The organism is Bombiscardovia apis (assembly GCF_033095945.1).
Classification (GTDB): Bacteria; Actinomycetota; Actinomycetes; order Actinomycetales; family Bifidobacteriaceae; genus Bombiscardovia; species Bombiscardovia apis.
In genome coordinates, this window is the sequence record NZ_AP026800.1 from 1718216 (window position 1) to 1737272 (window position 19057).

Annotated in this window: 11 protein-coding genes and 1 pseudogene; 5 read left to right on the top strand and 7 right to left on the bottom strand. The window is 55.1% G+C overall.

Features of this window, described 5'->3' with window-relative positions:
• Positions 1 to 3: 3 nt before the first annotated feature.
• Positions 4 to 1008, bottom strand: a complete 1005-nt coding sequence (locus tag R8377_RS06980) for a biotin--[acetyl-CoA-carboxylase] ligase (protein WP_317642782.1) — start codon at positions 1006 to 1008, stop codon at positions 4 to 6.
• Positions 1009 to 1154: 146 nt separating this feature from the next.
• Between R8377_RS06980 and R8377_RS06985 the strand changes: the two genes are divergently transcribed.
• From R8377_RS06985 to R8377_RS06995, 4 genes and pseudogenes are all read left to right on the top strand, one after another.
• Positions 1155 to 2573, top strand: a complete 1419-nt coding sequence (locus tag R8377_RS06985) for a PucR family transcriptional regulator (RefSeq protein ID WP_317642783.1) — start codon at positions 1155 to 1157, stop codon at positions 2571 to 2573.
• A 751-nt stretch (positions 2574 to 3324) separates the two neighbouring features.
• Positions 3325 to 3435, top strand: a pseudogene (locus tag R8377_RS07870) (leucine-rich repeat domain-containing protein); the annotation flags it as partial.
• A gap of 42 nt (positions 3436 to 3477) precedes the next feature.
• Positions 3478 to 5799, top strand: coding sequence for a leucine-rich repeat domain-containing protein (locus tag R8377_RS06990; protein WP_317642784.1), 2322 nt, complete (start codon positions 3478 to 3480; stop codon positions 5797 to 5799).
• 80 nt (positions 5800 to 5879) lie between these two features.
• A complete protein-coding gene (locus tag R8377_RS06995) occupies positions 5880 to 8540 on the top strand; it encodes a leucine-rich repeat domain-containing protein (RefSeq protein ID WP_317642785.1) in 2661 nt (886 codons plus the stop codon).
• Between the two features lie 150 nt (positions 8541 to 8690).
• On the opposite strand, the gene R8377_RS07000 is transcribed toward R8377_RS06995, so the two are convergent.
• The 3 genes from R8377_RS07000 to R8377_RS07010 all read right to left on the bottom strand — a co-directional run bounded on the left by R8377_RS07000 (position 8691) and on the right by R8377_RS07010 (position 12769).
• A complete protein-coding gene (locus R8377_RS07000; protein WP_317642786.1) occupies positions 8691 to 9902 on the bottom strand; it encodes an ATP-binding protein in 1212 nt (403 codons plus the stop codon).
• 288 nt (positions 9903 to 10190) lie between these two features.
• Positions 10191 to 11561, bottom strand: a complete 1371-nt coding sequence (locus tag R8377_RS07005; RefSeq protein ID WP_317643735.1) for a glycoside hydrolase family 27 protein — start codon at positions 11559 to 11561, stop codon at positions 10191 to 10193.
• A 119-nt stretch (positions 11562 to 11680) separates the two neighbouring features.
• Positions 11681 to 12769, bottom strand: coding sequence for a glycoside hydrolase family 43 protein (locus tag R8377_RS07010; protein ID WP_317642787.1), 1089 nt, complete (start codon positions 12767 to 12769; stop codon positions 11681 to 11683).
• Positions 12770 to 13030: 261 nt separating this feature from the next.
• Here R8377_RS07010 and R8377_RS07015 point away from each other — a divergent pair, with 261 nt between their 5' ends.
• The gene (locus R8377_RS07015) at positions 13031 to 14044 is read left to right on the top strand and encodes a LacI family DNA-binding transcriptional regulator (protein ID WP_317642788.1); all 1014 of its coding nucleotides are present in this window, start codon (positions 13031 to 13033) and stop codon (positions 14042 to 14044) included.
• An 11-nt stretch (positions 14045 to 14055) separates the two neighbouring features.
• Here R8377_RS07015 and R8377_RS07020 read toward each other — a convergent pair whose 3' ends face one another.
• The 3 genes from R8377_RS07020 to R8377_RS07030 are packed head-to-tail and all read right to left on the bottom strand — an operon-like array spanning position 14056 to position 18974.
• Complete coding sequence (locus tag R8377_RS07020; protein ID WP_317642789.1) at positions 14056 to 17091, bottom strand: beta-phosphoglucomutase family hydrolase; 3036 nt, start codon at positions 17089 to 17091, stop codon at positions 14056 to 14058.
• Positions 17092 to 17100: 9 nt separating this feature from the next.
• Positions 17101 to 17994 (bottom strand): carbohydrate ABC transporter permease, encoded by an 894-nt coding sequence (locus R8377_RS07025; RefSeq protein WP_317642790.1) that lies wholly within the window; start codon positions 17992 to 17994, stop codon positions 17101 to 17103.
• The gene (locus R8377_RS07030) at positions 17991 to 18974 is read right to left on the bottom strand and encodes a carbohydrate ABC transporter permease (RefSeq protein WP_317642791.1); all 984 of its coding nucleotides are present in this window, start codon (positions 18972 to 18974) and stop codon (positions 17991 to 17993) included. The genes R8377_RS07025 and R8377_RS07030 overlap by 4 nt, the downstream gene beginning before the upstream one ends.
• Between the last annotated feature and the right edge of the window lie 83 nt (positions 18975 to 19057).

The window sequence follows — 19057 nt, forward strand, 5'->3', positions numbered from 1 at the left end:
ACCCTACGTTTGCTTCATATCCGAACCTTGGGTAGGCAAACTCGGCAGCACGCCCACATCCGCAGTAGACACCGAGACCCGCTCGCCGCTGCCATCTTCAACCAGCAGCGTGGCATCCGCCGCAATCTGCACGGCCGTACCCTTCAAGTTCGGCCCAGCAACCGGGCGCACTTCCACCGGCTTGCCCAAAGTCCAAGACCGCTCAACCACGCGCTCATGCAAATCGCAAAAGGCCTGCTGCGCCTCATCCCCGCTCTGAGCAAGCGCAGTCAACTCCCGGCTAATATGCTCGCTTACGCTTACTGCCAGCTGGTTTCTTAAGGATTCATACCCAGACAGCGGCCAATAGTGATATTGCAAAGAAGTTGACTCAGCAGTCGGCAGCGAATCGGCAGGAACGAAAAGGTTCAGCCCTACTCCCGCCACAAGTACGGACCACTGCGGCCCCACCGGCAGCGCCTCGCAGAGCACGCCAGCCAGCTTGCGACCCGAGCAGAATAAGTCATTGGGCCACTTCAACCGCAAGGCTTGGTCAAAGCGCTTTCCGGTCAGGTTGCGAGCGCCGCAAGCGGTCAAAGTCTGCTCAAGTCCGCCTGCAACAGCCATGCCCACAGCCATCGGAAGCCAGCCAGCAGTGGGCCCGGTAAGCAAGTCAGTCGGCACCGCAACCGCCCAAGACGCCAGGAAGGACTGCCCAGATTGGTTGTACCAAACGCGGTCTAAGCGCCCCCGGCAGCGAGTCTGCTGGTCAGCAATTGCTAGAGCGAGGGGAAGAACTGGCGGCGCACCTACACCTACTTGGTTGGGCTCTTGCAAGGACTGCCAGCCCGGCTCTAAGCCCAGTTGGCGCAGGCGCTCGCGGGCATCATCGCCCGGCAAAGCAGCAAGCGTGCGCGCAAGGTAAGTATTGGTGGAATCCACGCTTTCCATAAGGCGCAATGAGCTGAGCGCGGGTGTCGATATGCCCCACGCCCCCTCCTGATTCACCTCTTGCGCTTGTTGGTTCACAAGTCACCAACCTAATCAGCTGGAGCGCTGCCCAAAAGCCAGCCAGCTACAAAACCGGCCGGCATGTTTTGTATATTCCCACAAATTCGGTTCCACCTTTTGGTCAATTCTTTACCTCTTCCAGCGAAGGTGGCTATGCTAAGGGCATGGGTAAATCTGGGGCATCACCGAGCCGCTCGAATAGTCGCAAACCGGCTAAGAGCAAGAGCCGGGGCGGTAGCGGTTCTGTGGTCGAGCACAACTTGTGGCATGTCTTGCAATGGCATACTAAGGCCAAAAACAGCACCGCTGACAGTACTAGCATGCTGGGCGAAAGCACCCATCGCAATCTGCCCAAGCGCGATGCCCCCAGCCAGCAGCCCTTGCCCGCTCCGGTCCAGCAGATTTTGCAGCAGGCGCAGGAGCATCTGAGCGAAACCCTGCCTTGGTACCAATCCTTGGCAGACGACGACAAGGCTACGCTCAACGTTGTTATTGAGACGGCAGTAGCGAATTTTGTCTCTTGGCTCGACGAGTTGGAGGCCAACTCGGCCGCCGAAGACGCGCCCCGCCCCTCTCTCGACCACATTTTCTTTATTGCACCGCTCGAATTCACGCAAGTAGTGAGCCTGCGCCAAACCCTCGACGTGACGCGCGTAATTGTGGACCTGCTCGAAGGCAATGTTGCCACCTTCGCCAAGCCGGGCCGCGAGCGCCAAACCCTCGACGCTATCTTGTATTACGCGCGCGAAGTGGCCTTCTCCGCTGCCGCGATTTATGCGGACACCGCCGAGATGCGCGAAAACTGGAACGTGCGCACCGAGACTTTCGCCATGGAGAGCCTGGCTCAGGGCACGGCAGATAGCAAAGTCGCCTCGCAAATGGCAGTTTTAGGATGGCCTAACACATACTCCTGCTTTGCATTAGTGGGCAAACTCAGCCGCAGCGGCAAGCTCAGCTCCTCCGCTATCGCCAGCCGCATCCGCCGCAAGGTGCAGTCTACCGGCGGCCAGTGCTTGGTTTCAGACCACAACGATTTAACTATCGTGCTGGTAAACCCGCGAGATCAAAGCAGCCCCGAAGAAGCAAGCATCGGCCTCCTCCACTTCTTCTCCCAAAGCGCGCCCGTCTGCTTAGGCCCCCTGCGCCAAAATGTGGAAGGAGCAGCCGAAACAATCCAAGCCGCACTCACCACTTACCAAGTGGCACCAGCTGCCGAAGATGCTACTTTCGCCGGTGGAGCGATGCGCCCCCTGCATGCCGACGACGTATTGCCCGAGCGAGCGTTAGTGGGCGACCAGTTCGCCGTTGACCAGCTCTACCGCGAAGCCTACTTGCGCCTCAAGCAGGGCGACCCGCACGGCATCATGCTCGCCACCTTAAGCGCCTTCCTCACCTGCGGCCGCTCCCTAGAACTGACCGCCAACAAGCTGAGCGTGCACCCCAACACCGTGCGCTACCGCCTCAAGCGCTCCATCGAAGTAACCAACTGGGATCCCACCAACCCCCGAGAAGCCTTCACCCTACAAATAGCCCTAAAACTAGGCCAAATCCGAGACATCAGCGGCAGTGACGCAGACGAATAAAAGTCTTGCAATTGCCTTGGTTTGCTTCCCAAAAGTACGGTTTACACCGATCCACAGAACTGCATGGCAACGCCATCAGCTAAGAATCGGAAGCTAAGCAAAGGAAACTACGCATGCGTCAGCTGGGTGTGAGACACGTCGAACGGGCATACTGGGCAACGCTTTTGGGGTATTTGCTGGTTGTGAATTGTGGTGATTTGCACGGTTGTAGTTTTGGGGGGAGGTGGGGGGATGAGCGGATGGTAGGATAAGGTCTTAAAGCGTGCAATGAGTGGTTTTGCGAGTGTGGGTTGGGAAACTTGCAAAAGTGCCGCGCCTTATTGGGCTACGCACAGCGCAAATGTATGAGATTTGATAGGCCGGGCACTACGCAGCGCTCACAGGCCTTGCGGAGGGGTTTTTATGCGTACCGTACAAGCCATTAGTGCTACCGTACTTGGGCTGTCCTTGAGCATCCTGGGGGGGGGGGTACGCTAGTTTAGCGGCTCCCACCCCGGCCTACGCCAACCCCGCATCCGATAACGCTCAACCTGCACCCAGCGAAGACGCTCCCGCACACGATTCACAACCAGCACCAGCACCAACTCCGGCGCCCGCACCAGCTCATTCGGCCCCTCACTTAAGCCCCCGCGGCGGCAACTGCACCATCGACAGCAGCAGCATCGCCACCTGCGTTCCCGACCCTAAGCTCGCCGCAAAAATCGCCACAGCACTCGGCACCACTAGCTCGGCAACGCTCACCAGCACTCTCATCGACAGTCTCACCAACCTCAGCGCATCTCGTGGCGGCATAACAAACATTGAGGGCATACAACACTTCACCAAACTCCAAACACTCACCATAAACAATAACCAAATCACCGACCTCAGCCCAGTCACCGACCTACCCAGCCTCACCAGCATTATGGCAGTCTCCAATCAGATCACGAACGCAGGCAACCTCAACAACCCCAACCTCACGTCGATCAACTTGGGCAGTAATAGCCTCACCAGCGTAACCAGCGTCAACTGGGCTAGCCTCACCAAACTCCAAACACTCACCATAAACAATAACCAAATCACCAATTTCAGCCCAGTCACCGCACTACCCAGCCTCACCAGCATAGATGCATCCAGCAATCAGATCACAAGCGCAGGCGACCTCAACAACCCCAATCTCACCACCCTCAACCTCAGCAGCAATAGCCTCACCAGCGTAACCAGCATCAACTGGGCCAACCTCACCAAACTCCAAACACTCAGCCTCATCAATAATCAAATAACTAACCTCAGCCCGGTCACCGGACTACCCCGCCTCACCAGCTTGACAGCAAGCGCTAATCAGATTACAAACGCAGGCAACCTCAACAACCCCAACCTCACCACCCTCAACCTCAGCAACAATAGCCTCACCAGCATAGGCAGCATCAACTGGCCCGCCCTCACCAAACTCCAAAGTCTCGACCTAGGCACTAATCAAATAACAGACCTCAGCCCCGCCACTGGACTGCCCCGCCTTATCAAATTAGTGGCGGTTAGCAATCAGATCTCAAGCGTGGGCAACCTCAACAACCCCAACCTCACCACCCTCAGCTTAGGCAACAATAATCTCGCCAGCATAGGCAGCATCAACTGGCCCGCCCTCACCAAACTCCAAACACTGACCATCAACGTTAATCAAATAACTGACATCAGCCCCATCACTGAACTACCCAGCCTCACCAGTTTGAACGCTTCCAACAACCAAATCACAAGCGTAGGCAACCTCAACAACCCCAAACTTCTGAATTTGGCTCTGTCTTACAATACAATCCCCAGCATAACCAGCATCAACTGGACCAACCTCACCAAACTCCAAAACCTCAGCCTCAACAACAATCAAATAGGCGATCTCAGCCCAGTCACCGGACTACCCCGCCTCACCAGTTTGAACGCTTCCAACAACCAAATCACCAACGCAGGAAACCTCAACAACCCCAACGTCACAAGCCTCATACTCAACAACAATAACCTCACCAGCATAGCCAGCGTCAACTGGAGCAACCTCACCAAACTCCAAAACCTTAGCCTCAACAACAATCAAATAAGCAATCTCAGCCCGGCAGCAAGACTACCCAGACTCACTCGTTTGAACGCTTCCAACAACCAAATCACCAACGCTGGCAACATCAACAGCCCCGAGCTCGCCTACCTCAGCCTAGATAACAACAGACTTCCCAGTATTTCCAGTATCAGCTGGACTAACCTCCCCAAACTCCGCGAACTCGACTTGCACACCAACAAGATAGGCGACCTCAGCCCAGTCACCGGACTGCCTCGCCTCACGCACTTGAACGCTTCTTATAACCAAATCACCAACGCAGGAAACCTCAACAACCCCAACCTCATATATCTAAATCTGAGCAACAATACAATCGCCAACATAGAAAGCATCAGTTGGAACACCGTCACCAAACTCACTGAGCTCTACCTAGACAGCAACCAGATTACGGATATCAGTAGCATCAACTGGAACAAACTCACTAGCCTCAGGAACTCAAGCAAAGTCAATCTATCCAATCAAAACGTACGTTTACCAGCTCTCCCTAGCTACACCGACACACCCCTTACGCTCGGCCCAGCCATTATCAGCTCAAACCCAAACATCTTCGCCGTGCCAGACATAGATGCCGTAAACAACACCAATAGTCAAACCCCCTGCGGCGGCTATTACAATCCCAGCGACGGCACCTATATTTGGTCATGCTCTTACCCAATAAACCATCGATATGCCTTCAAAGGCAACGTCATCCTGCCTTACATTGCCGACCCCATCGTATTCAGCGGCCTTATTTCCCAAGGCGTATCCGGATACGCAGTAACCTTCGACCCCAACGGCGGCTCCTTGTTCTCCCCCACAATCGTGGCCGTTCCCACTGCCGGAGGCTATATCAGCGAGCCAAGTGACGAACCAACGAAGGGCGCCGCGAATGAATTCCTGGGCTGGTACACAGCAATCGAGGGCGGCCGCAGATGGAATTTCTCTACTATGACGGTGAACAGCAACATGACCCTCTATGCCCGCTGGACTCCAGCCGTCGCTCTTCCACCGGCCGGGAATACCCCGATTCAGCTGTGGAGCGGAGCGGGTTTTCTAACAACTAGCGCACTGGCAGCAGCAGGATACGGGAGTTATGCAATAAAGCAGCGCTCCAAAACCAGCAGCAGGCACGCAGTCAAACGCAATTCATCACCCTTACTGGCATAAAACCGGCGACCGCACATGCACTTTTCCAGCTCTAGCCATTCTTCATTACACGCTCAGATAATCGTCCGTTAGGAGTTACCATGCGAAACACACGAGCCCTCGGCCTTGCGGCATTTACCTTATTCTTAACTCTCCTGGGGGGGGGGGTAGCGGTCAGCACACCAGCCCACGCGCAACCCGCTTCTAGCGGCACTCAACCAGCGCAGCGCATAGATACTTCGGCCCATCATGCCCAACCAGCACCAGCCATTCCGGCCATTCAGCTGAGCCCTCGCGGCAGCAACTGCACTATCAACAGCAGCAGCATCGCCACCTGCGTTCCCGACCCCAAGCTAGCCGCAAAAATCGCCACAGCACTCCGCACATCTACATCTGCAACCCTCACCACCGCCCTCGTCGATAGCCTCGACACTCTTAAAGCGCAAAGTGCAGGAATCGTAAGCGTTGAGGGCATTCAACACTTCACCAAGCTCAGAGAAATCCGTATCGACAACAACCAGATAACCGACATCAGCCCCATCACCGGACTACCCGACCTCAGCACGCTGAGCGCAAACTCTAACCAGATAACAACCGTAGGCGCGCTCGATAACCCCAGCCTCCAAAGTCTCCAATTACAGATAAATAAGATATCGAGCATAGCCAGCATCAACTGGACCAACCTCACCAAACTCCAAAACATCGACCTCGCCAACAACCAGATAACCGACATCAGCCCAGTCACCGGACTACCAAGCCTCACCGGGCTGCGGGCGCAGAATAATCAAATAACAAACCTCGGCAGCTTTGACAATCCCAATATCGAACACCTCTATCTGAAAAACAACAAGATAACGAGCGTAAGCAGTGTCAACTGGAGCAACCTCACCAAACTCCAAAACATCGACCTCGCCAACAACCAGATAACCGACATCAGCCCAGTCACCGGACTACCAAGCCTCACCGGGCTGCGGGCGCAGAATAATCAAATAACAAACCTCGGCAGCTTTGACAATCCCAATATCGAACACCTCTATCTGAAAAACAACAAGATAACGAGCGTAAGCAGTGTCAACTGGAGCAACCTCACCAAACTCCAAAACATCGACCTCGACAACAACCAGATAACCGACATCAGCACCATCACCGGACTACCAAGCCTCACTAGGATAGATGCTAACGTTAATCAGATAACGAACGTGGGTAACTTCAACAACCCAAATATCACAATACTCAACCTATGCCAGAATAAAATATCGAGCATAGCCAGCATCAGCTGGACCAACCTCACCAAACTCCAATCACTCGGCCTCAACAACAACCAGATAACCGACATCAGCACCATCACCGGACTACCAAGCCTCACCCATCTAAACGTAGATGCTAATCAGATAACGAACACCGGCGCCCTCAACAACCCCAACCTCACATACATAATCCTGAGCCATAATAAAATATCGAGCATAGCCGATATCAGCTGGACCAACCTCACCAAACTCCAAACACTCAGCCTCTACAACAACCAGATAACCGACATCAGCACCATCACCGGACTACCCGACCTCAGCACGCTGAGCGCAAACTCTAACCAGATAACAACCGTAGGCGCGCTCGATAACCCCAGCCTCCAAGGTCTCCAATTACAGAGAAATAAGATATCGAGCATAGCCAGCATCAACTGGAGCAACCTCACCAAACTCCAAAGCCTCGACATTAGCAACAATCAAATAACCGACATCAGCCCCATCACCGGGCTACCCAACCTCAGCAGGATAGAAGCATACCGTAATCAGATAACAACCGTAGGCGCTCTCGATAACCCCAGCCTCACTTATGTTATCTTATTTAAGAATAAAATAGCGAGTATAGCTAGCGCCAACTGGAGCAACCTCACCAAGCTTCAAGTTCTCTCTTTGTTTGATAACGAGATATCTGATATTAATTGCGTCAGTTGGAACAGCCTCACTGAATTACAACTAATACAACTACACAACAATCAGATTACTGATATCAGCAGCATCGACTGGAACAGACTCACTAAAATTACCTCATCTGATTTAGTCACACTATCTGGGCAACAGCTGATCCTACCAGATTCGCCCGGCTACACAGACGACCCATTCGTCCTAGGCCCCGCCACCATCAGCCACAATCCGGACACCTACTCGCCTGCAGCTAAAGACGAGCATAACAACGATCGGGTAGGGCCAGCCGGCTACACATACAACGCCAACAATGGCACCTACGAGTGGGAATGCTCCTACCCAGGGCATTATAGCTACACGTTCGGCACCAAGCTCTCCTTGCCCTACGCCTCAGGCACTGTCAGCTTCGACGGAAGCATTGCTCAACAGGTTCCCGGTCTCGCTGCCCTGTTTGACCCCAACGGCGGCACACTAAACACGCCAAAAGGAGTCGCAGTACTCACTGCCGGCAGCACCATAAGCGAACCCAACCCCAAACCCACCAAAAGCGGCCACGTACTCCTCGGCTGGTACACCACCCCCACAACAGGCGGCAGCAAATGGGATTTCGCCGCCATGCCAGTAAACGGCAACATGACCCTCTACGCCCGCTGGGCACCCACCTTCACCCTCCCCCAGTCCGGAGCTATCCCCCTACAACAATGGGGCGGCGGCGGACTACTAGCCACCAGCGCACTAGCCGGACTCACCTACGCCAGCCGCCACATCAGGCACCACAGCACAAAGCGCAAGCAGCCCGCCCCAACCCAAGAATCAAACCAACCAACCACCAACTAACCCGCAATAGTTCCTTGCGCACACTCAACACCAACTACTCATCCCTGACTACGTTGAAAGGTCATAGGCGGAGGAACAGCGGAGGCAATGTAACGGTGACCCCGCCCAGCCCCTTCGCCTACGCCTACGCCTACGCCTACGACACAAACATCAGCCAACCTCACTTAAGAGCCAATCAGCAGCAGTGAGGACTTGGGCTTGACGGGCGGCGAAGGAGTCTTCGACGCGAGAGACTACGAAGCGGCCGCTTTTGCCAACTCCCAGCAACTCACCTAACCGATTCAAGCCCTGTGCCCAGCTATCGCGGTAGGTCTGCCCCGATTTGATCTCAACCAGAGCAGGTTCCTCGGGATTGCTGTAGTCCAGCAAATCTACCTCGTTCTGCTCGGCGTCGCGGTAAAAATACAGCTGAGGCTCCTTACCGCGGTTAAGGTAGGACTTGAGCCGTTCGGCAACAATCAGATTCTCGAACACAGCACCCAAATACGGGCTCAACAGCAGTTGGCGCAAGTTAGAAATACCCAGCAAATAACAGAGCAAACCAGTGTCGTACCAGTACATTTTCGGCGTCTTGACCATGCGCTTGCCCGCATTCGCATAGTATGGCTCAATCGTGAATGCCAAGTAGGAGCTCTCCAAAATCGAGAGCCAGGCCTTTGCCGTGCGCGCGTCAACGTCCGCATCTCGGGCCAGAAGCGAATAGTTCATCAAGCTCCCGGTACGCAGGGCACACAAGCGAAGGAACTTACGAAAACCAGCCAGATTACGCACATCTAAGTAATCGGCAACATCGCGCTCCACGTATGTAGAGAGATAGTTCGAGTAGAACAATTGCGCAGGCAGGAGCTCTCCAGCACTATCGACGCTCGCACACAGGCGCGGATAACCGCCCTTGAGCATGAATTCGTCAGCACTGAGCCCCGGCGTTAAACCTTCCGAACCCTCCGAAGTCAAGGCTCCGCTCGCCTCCCTATAGCTCAATGGCAACAGCTTCAACAGCCCCACCCGCCCGGCAAGAGACTGGGAAATATGCTTGAGCATAAGGAAATTCTGCGAGCCAGACAGCACATATTGCCCCGGTTGATTACGCTCATCCGCAGCAGTTTGAATCATAGAAAATAGCTCGGGAACATATTGAGCTTCGTCGATAATCAGATTGCTCGGGCGGTTACGAATGAACCCAACAGGATCTTGCGCGGCGGCAGTGCGCGTTTGCGGATTTTCCAAATTCACATACTCGTAGTCAGGGAACACAGCCTGCACAAGCGTAGACTTGCCACTTTGCCGAGGCCCAGTAACCGAAAGCACCGGAAACCAGCCCGCCATCTGCTTCAACAAACGCTCTTGCTCCCGAGGAATCATGCCCCGCCCCTTTTCCACAAATCTACACCAACAGTTCTTACAATCCTACAATAGAAGTTCCGATAATCCTACATTAGAGTTACCGATAATCCTACATTAGGATTGCCGATAATCTGACATTAGGCTTCCAAAAAGGGCGGCATATCGGGTTTTCTTTGAACTCTTGCATAGATTAAATCAATGAGGGGAATACAGACGGTTTTTACCATTTGCAGTCCGGTCAACATCTACATAATCTTGCTCCAAACCAGTGCATACAGACACAAAAGCTTTAGCTCCTGCTTGCGCTCACTCCTCGGGCTCGGTCGGATCTAAGGATAGCCAGGCGGTGCCGTGGGCTGGGATGGTGGCGGCGATAACTCGGTCGGGGCCTTCGCCTTCGATGCGAGCGTCGGATTCCAGGGTTTCTAGGCCTTTCCAGAGGTTGGTTATGGCCCAGGGTTGGGAGGCTTTGGCGATGCCGACGATGCTTTGGAGGGCCACTGAGAACTCGTGGGGCTCGGAGCCGGTCCAGAAGATAGCAGCGTAGAAGCCGCCAGCGTGGGCGGAGGGGGTGCCATCGGCCCAGTCAGCAGCCTCAGCCTTCCACACGATTTGGTCGCCCAAGTAGCTTTCGTCTTTGCCCCACTCGGCGCCGACTCGCTCGCGGATAATCTCACAGTTGCCCTTCGACCCGGCTGTCACCTCTTGCAGGGCGGGATTGGCAAGCAATTCCAGTGTTGCAGGCTCACTCGTGGGCAGGTCGCCGCCCACCATGAGCGGCGAGCGCCCCATGGCCCACAAGGTCAGCAAGGTCCGCTGCTCGTTGGGTGTGAGCAAGGATTGGCGGTCGTCGCCGCGCTCAGCCCGCAGGCCAATGTGCCCTAGGGGAAGCATGTCTGCGTCGGCCCAGCTGCCGTTGCGTTGGAAGGGAGCCCAGCGAGCAAGGCGTGCAAACTGCTGGAAGATGTCAGACCAGCGATCCCACAAATCGTCGGAAATACGCCACATTTGGGCATGCTCACGCAAAAAGTCCACGTGCGTAGTAGGCACCCAGCCGCCGGGCGAGAGGGAGAGCGTTATCTCGCAGCCGTGGGCGCGCTCAGCCTTCTCGATAGCGGCCGCATAGGAGGCGATTTCCTCCGAGTAGAAGGGAGTCTGCATATCGTCGACTTTGAGATAGTCCACGCCCCAGAGCGCAAAAAGGTCAACTTGCGCATCGTACCAGGCTTGGGCGCCGGGCTGGGAGTGGTCAATGCCGTAATTGTCGGGATTCCAAGAGCACACGTGGCTTGTGTCTGCAATCTGGCTGGCGGTGTAGGGGGTGCCAAAAACGGGCAGATCACGCTCGACCGCTAGGCGGGGCAGGCCTCGCATCACGTGTATACCAAAGTTGAGCCCGAGCGCATGAATCTGGTCGGCGAGCGGCTTGAAGCCGGCTCCATTCGCAGCTGAGGGGAAGCGCTGGGGGTCGGGCAGTTGGCGGCCGTATTCATCTAAGACCAGCGGTGCGTTCTCGTTGTATCCGTGGGCGCGGGCGGTGGGGTCGTACCAGGCAATGTCTACAACAAGCGTGTTCCAGCCGGCGGGCAGCAGCTTATCGTGCATGGCTTGAGCATTGGCCAAGACCTCTTGCTCGTTGACAGTCGTACCGTATGAATCCCAGCTATTCCAGCCCATCGGTGGGCGCCATGCCTTGGTCATGCTTCCTCCTTGAATGCGCATTGCGAGCGCGAATTTCCTTTTTCTTGACTTAGTCAACTAATTATGAGGCAGACAGCTAGCCGTCCCAACCACGCTTAGGCCATATCGGTCAGCGTCCGCAAGCGCTCATATTCAGCCCTCTCAAGCGAGAGCACACCGCCATGTTTAGTGTGGGGAGCCATCAAAAAGTCAGGGCTTTGCAGGGCTTCAAAACCGAGCTCGGGGCTGCTCGAAACCATAGGCCGGTAGCCAATCGAAGGAATCACATCTACGTAGAGATACCACAGGTCTCGGCTGTGCGAAGCGAAGAGCGCCGGCCCTTCTACGCCGCCCGGATCGCCGCCGACTGCAAAACTCGCACCCACCTTGCTCTGCGCTAGCTGCCACTGAGCTTCGGGCAGCCACCAACGCCGGTCATCGGTCCAGTCCAGCCATATCCCCTGCCCAAAAGCGTTGTCTTTAGTGGCCCGGTAAGTGCGCAACTTGCCCGAGGGCATTCGGCGTTGAACCATTGTAGTGTCGATAGCATTGCCTCCGGTATCAATGAAGACACCGCCGTAAGTAAAGCTCTCTTGGCTAAAGTCGCGCGTTGCTCCCCACAAAATCTGATCGTAGGCTGCCGCGTCTTCATGTTTGCTGTCGCTATCTGCAAAGAGCTTTGACGCCCAATACAGCACAAAAGCGCCTTCGCCCGGCCCATAGTAGTCACTCACCCACAGGCATTCGGGAGCCCAGGCCATGCCCAGCTGAGCATGGGAGCCATCTTCGCGTTGCGACACGTCGAGCTGCCAAGGCTGCGAAAAATGGACTAAGTCATCCGTTTGCCAAATTGTGAGCTTGGTGGAGCCGTGGTGGGACCAGTATTCCCAGCCGGAGCCGCCCGCGCCTTCATCGCCATAGACCCGCAAATCGGTTGCAATTACGTAGACTCGGCCAGACTCAGGATTGCGCACCAGGTAGGGGTCGCGCACGCCAGTAGTACCAAGGTTTGAGGTGAGGACGGGCTGGCCGCAGTTGAGCGGATGCCAACGCTCGGGATTGTCTCCCTCAGATAAGTCGAAATAAATGCGCTCAGCGTAGCCGTCAGGGTCTTCGAGAAAGTGGACCAGCAAGTAGCCGTAGGGATCACGGTCCGTATCGGGCTGGTTTGCCTGCCCGGCAGTTTCTTGGAGCAACCGACTCATCTTTCTCCTTCTTTGCAGATTGATAGGGCCAGCATCTTCCGCTAGCCGCCGTCACTGTTAGCGCTCACATCTTACGCTACAACCGCCACATTTTCCAGCTCAGCCCACTTGCAACTCACATCGCGCCAGCAGCGCGCCCTCCCCCAACACCTTTCTGCGCCCCTGCATTTGGGCATTTCTACGGCAGTTGCAGCTCGACTCCGCCGAGCATTCTTTCCACACAGAACGCAATAGGGGCCGGGGAGGTGAATAATAGGGAGTATGACCGTACGAATTGAAGAGGTGGCCAGCGCCTGCCAGGTTTCCACCGCAACCGTCTCCAGGGCTTTGCGAGGCTTGCCAGGAGTCGGGGAGAAGACCCGACAGCATGTCTTAAAAACCGCGCAAGACCTCGGCTACACTCCCTCACCAACCGCCGCTTCTCTAGCCAGCGGCCACACTCATTCCATCGGTCTAGTCCAGCCGGATATGTCTCGCTGGTTCTTCGGCAAAATCCTCGAATCCGCCGAACGCACCTTCCGCAAAGCCGGATACGACGCCCTTGTCTACTCACTGCCCGACTACTTAGGCCCAGTCCGCGAGCGCTTTAACCCAGACGTTATCAAAGGCAAGGTCGATGCCGTCGTCGTACTCTCGCTCTTCTTCGACCCGGAAGAAGAGGCCCAGCTCCGCGCTCTAGGCATTCCAGTTGTGTTCGTTTCCGTGCAACAGCCCGGTTTTGCATACGTTGGTATCGACGACGAGGAAGCCGCCGCGCGAGCTTGTCGCCATCTCATAACCCTAGGCCACAAGCGCATAGGTCATCTTTCGGGCCAAACCAACGACAAATGCCCAGTCGCGCCCACTCAGCGCAGGCGAGAGGGCTGGTGCAAGACCATGGAACGCTTCCACCTAGAATCGTCCGAAGATTTAGACGAGGCAGTGACCATCATGACCGCCTCAAACGGCTACTTGGCTACCAACCGCCTCTTGGACCGCAGGCCCGACATCACTGCAATTTTGGCATCTTCAGACGAGATGGCCATGGGCGCTATCCACGCTATTCGCTCCCGCGGATTGCAACCCGGGCGCGATATTTCAGTGATGGGCATTGACGGACACGACCTGGGAGCAGCTTTCGATCTTTCGACCATGGCCCAGCCGGTCCACCAAGAAGGCACCGCCGCAGCCCGCCTAGCCTTAGATGCCATAGCGGGCAGAGGCTCAGAGTCTGAGACAGTAGTGTTTCCAACTACTCTCGTCGAGCGCTCTTCCGCCAAATCTGCCCACAAATAAGCAATACCGGTCTACACCAGCCGCATCTCTCCGTTTACTTCTATCTCCAGCTCGGGGCCAGATATGCGGTACAATTCCACGGCTTCTTGAGTCAGCTCTACCCGTATTAAACTGCCCTTGATGCTCAAGTGATAAGTCATCGACTTCCAGCCCTTGGGTAGGCGAGGCTGGAGGCTAATTCGAGTGCCGCCAGTATCTCGCAGACCGCCGAAGCCACCCACGAGAGTCATCCAAGCGCCGCCAGCAGCAGCCAAATGGATGCCATCTGCAGTGTTGGCATGCAAGTTACACACGTCAGCAAAGAGCGATTCCATGAAGTAACGCATGGCTAAATCATCGTGCCCAACTTCAGCAGCAATAATGGATTGTGAAGCCGCCGAGAGCGTGGAATCTCCGGTAGTGAGCGGATCGTAATAGTCGAAATCAGCCAGCTTTTGGTCCAGACTAAACCAAGAGGAGAGCAGATAAAGAGCCATTACCACATCGGTTTGCTTGAGGACCCTGTGTCCGTAGATGGCGAGCGGATGATAATGCAACAGCAAGGGACGAGCCGTGAAATGCTCAAAGTCCCACTCAGGTCGGCTCATAAACTGAGCATCCTGAGCGTGGACTCCCTCTTCTTGCGCGTAAGGCATGAACATAGCTTCGCTGGCCTGGCCCCAACGCTCAATCTCGTCTTGGTCAAAACCGAGGCGGTCTTTTGCCTGATCGTAGAGAGTTGGACTCTTCTGCGCCAAACTTTGGGCTGCCATGCTTGCGGATTGGAGATTGAACCGAGCCATCTGGTTGGTATAGAGGTTGTCATCTACCATCGCCGTGTACTCATCGGGGCCCGTTACACAGTGGATATGGAAGCATCCGTCGCTCTGGTAGGAGCCCAAAGACAGCCACATGCGGGCCGTCTCCACTAAGATGTCTATGCCTTCCTCTGCCAGATAATCGTCGTCACCGCTAACCTGCACATATTGGGCTAGAGAGTAAGCAATGTCACCGTCGATATGGTATTGGGCAGTACCGGTCGGGAAGTATGCCGAGCCTTCTTCGCCGTCGATGGTGCGCCAGGGGAAAAGGGCACCGGAAAGATTCATAATAGCGGCTCGTCTGCGGGCAGCGGGCAGCATCATGTATCGATAGTGGAGCGCCTTCCGAGCCCGCTCAGGGTCGGTATAAACCAAGAAGGGGAGGATGTAAATCTCGGTATCCCAGAAGTAATGACCGTCGTAGCCCAAGCCGCTCAAGCCCTTAGCACCTATACCGTTGGTAATGTGCGCAGTGGCTTGGGCCAGTTGGAAGAGCTCCCAGCGAGTCACTTGCTGAATTCGGCCGTCGTCTTCAGCATCAATCACGATATCGGCCCGCTGCCAGAACTCCTCTAGCCACGATTCCTGCTGAGCTGAGACCTGGTCCAAACCCTGGTCGCAAGCCTTGTTCAAGGTCTCATAGCAGCGCTCAACCAGCAGGCGAATATCTTCGCCCTCAGTTTGCACTACGAGCCCTTTAGTGATGCCCCTTGGCACCAGTGGGAAGCTCTGATATGCAGCGTAACGCTCAATCTCGGCTGGCTGGCCCTGGTGCACTTCTACATGCCACACGTCACCTTCGAGCCGGCGGCGGCCTTTGTCGCTATACAAGTACTGACGAACCGCCATAGCCATAGTCAGTTGAGAATTATTGCAACGATACACATGCGTCTCGCCCTGGACTGGGTTGATAGCACTGGCGTCTAGGACTTCGTGGATACCACAGCCGTCGATAGGCTGCGACTTACGGGGGTCGTCAGTAGCCGCCGCATTAGGCACTTCGGCGTTAATGCGACCCTCAACCTCAACTTCTAAGTCTCGCTCTTGGCACTGCAACCGCAGGCTGCACACAGCAAGGGCCGGATCAAAGAGGCAAGCCATGCGAGAAACCTCAACCGCGAGCATGGCGCCATCTTCCAAGCGATAGTAACTTCGGGTGGCAGATATACCAGCCCGGAAGTCTAAGCGCTGGGTAGTTGATTCGGGCTCACCTAAGAGCTTGCCGTCTACCCGCAGAGTGAAGCCGCAAGCGTCGGGCACGCCCTGAATCACCTGGCCCACTCGGGCGTATCCGTAGGCACCTTCGGCATGCTTAATAGCGTATGTGTCGTGGAAGCCACTCATGAAGGTACCAGAGCCGAGACTACGGTTAGGGTCGCCATTGGCTCTTATGCCCAGATTGCCGTTGGACACCGAGAGGAGGGTGGCAGACTCAGGCCTCGGCTGGCCTTCTTCTTGCAAAGCCCAAGGGTCAATTGGATAGATACCCTCGTCTAAATCAGGCTTTTGGTATATGGTGGTGCGCTTGGCTGAACCTTCAATGAGCTCAACCAACTCTGACACCACCATATCGGCTCCAGAAGCAAGCAATGCGGAAGCGCCAACACCGCGGTCAACGCCAACTACCAAGCCAAAGTTGCCAGCCCTGCCAGCAGCCACACCAGAGAGCGCGTCTTCTACTACAACGCAATCGCTATTGTTGAGCCCCAGCAGGTCTGCCGCCCGACTGTAGGTGTCGGGCGCTGGCTTACCTTTAAGGCCCTCTTGGGCACGAATGTTGCCATCTACGATGACTTCAAAATAGTTGCGAATGCCGGCTGAACGCAAGACCGTATTCGTGTTGCGCGAGCTTGACACCACAGCCAAGTGAATGCCCATACCCATCAGATGCTCAAGCAAATCTACGGTATCTGGATAGGGTTGAATGCCCTCTTCGGATAGAAGCTGCTCAAAGACGGCATTCTTTCGATTACCGAGACCGCAGATTGTTTCGTCATCAGGCCCATCTGTGGGACTACCCCAAGGCAGGTTAACTCCCCTGCTCTTGAGGAGGGAAGCCACACCGTCGTAGCGCGGCTTCCCATCCACATACTGGTAGTAGTCCTCTTCTTGGTAGGGCTCAACGCTGGCAGGCAGGGTTTGCTTGAAAAGCTGAGCCCAAGCCTGCTTGTGCAAGCGCACGGTGGGCACTAAGACACCATCGAGATCAAAAAGAACAGCAGAGGACTGGGTAATTGTCATAGACATGAGGGAGTTTTAACCTTTCACCGCGCCTGCGAGCATTCCGCGCACAAAGTATCGTTGCAAGAACAAGAAGACCGCCACCGGCACAATCATGGCAATGAAGGCTCCAGGAGCTAGCAGATACCAAGCGGATCCACGCGATCCAACCATGTCTGAAAGCCTTGAAGTCAGCGGCGCTGTAGCCGGAGTATTGCCTGCAAAGGCAAGCGCCACGAGCAGGTCGTTCCAGACCCAGAGGAACTGGAATATAGCGAAGGACGCAATGGCCGGCACCATGAGAGGCAAGACCACCTTGAGGAAAATCTTTACATGGCCCGCGCCGTCGACCTTAGCGGCCTCGACCAGCTCCCGAGGAATGTCTTGCATGAAGTTGTGGAGCAGGAAGATTGCCTGCGGCAAACCGAAAATGGTGTGTGAAAGCCACAAGACCCAGAAGGTGGAGTTCAAGCCCCAGTTGACGTATTGAGTCAGCAGGGGAATCATCGTGACCTGGATGGGCACTACTTGCATGGAAAACACTGCAATGAAGAGGACGTGCCTGCCTCGGAAGTCGACCCACGCGAAGGCATACGCAGCCAGCAGAGCTAGGGTGATGGGAATGAGCACGCCGGGGATGGTGATGACGAACGAGTTCACAAAGTATGCGCCCAGGTTGTAATTACCGCCCAAAACCGACTCATAATTGCCCAAGCCGAACTGATGCCAATTCGAGGGCAGTAAGGTCTCCCACCAACCGCTGCGAGAAATCGCCATACGGTCGTCTCTAAAGCTAGTGACCAACAGGCCCAGCGTCGGCACGGTCCACACCAGAGCAATCACAATAGAAATCGCAGATGCCCATGGTGAGGAGAGCTTGTTTTTAGTGCGAATAAGCGCCTTTTCCTGACGCGTAAGTTTCCTGCTCATCTTACTTCCTGCGACTTTCTCATCTGATGAACGTTGAAAACAATCAGCGGTATCACCACGATGAACATGACCACTGCCAACGAAGCACCAAGGCCGGCATTTTGATATTGGAAGGACTGGGTGTAAAACTCATTTGCAATGACCGATGTGCCGTAATTACCGGCAGTCATCGTCCGCACCACGTCGAAAGCCTTCAAGCCGCCCATAGCAACCGTTGTAGTTACCACCAAAATCGCGGGGCGAATCATAGGAATGGTCAGATAGAAGAACTGCTGGCGCCCGTTGAGACCGTCGAGTCTTGAAGCCTCAACAAGATCTTCAGGAATGGCCTTAATGGCAGCAGAGAGAATGGTCATAGAATACCCAGCATGCAACCAAATCATTACGAAAATCAGCAGGAAAGTGTTGATGGGCGCACTCATGAGCCACTGAGGAGCTACTACGTGCTGGCCGAATAGACGGGCCACGCCCGTATACAGGGCCGAGAGCAGGCCTACCTTTTGGTCGTACACGAACTTCCACACGATGGAAGCACTCACCATAGAGATAGCCATCGGTAAGAAGAGTAGGGCCTTTTCTAGTTTTTCAAATCGAGTACGGTCAACAAGAACCGCATAGACTAAGCCAATGCCCGTCGAGAAGAGAGGAACGAGAATCGTCCATAAGATGGTGTTGAGGAGCACTTGGAGGAACTGAGGTTGGGTGAAAATGGTCACGTAGTTGGCGAAACCAACTGCATTCGTGCCGTCTCGACCATAGAAGGACGAGCGAACCGTCATCACCGTGGGATACAAGAGGCCAAAACAGAGCAAAATGATTGTGGGCGTTAGGAACATAATCGCCACACCCCAGGAGGGCATTCGTTTCGGCAGATTCGTAAGGAAGAGTACCAAGGCCATAACTCCCACGAAGAGAAGGACAGCCAAAACCATGGCCAGCAACTTGGTCAGGTTGGTATCTGGATGCAGGATGGTGTCCATGCTGTATCAAGCCTTTCAATAATGAACCCGGCAGTTGGGTGCCTGCTTTCAACACCCAACTGTCGGTATTTGTCTAATGCTGT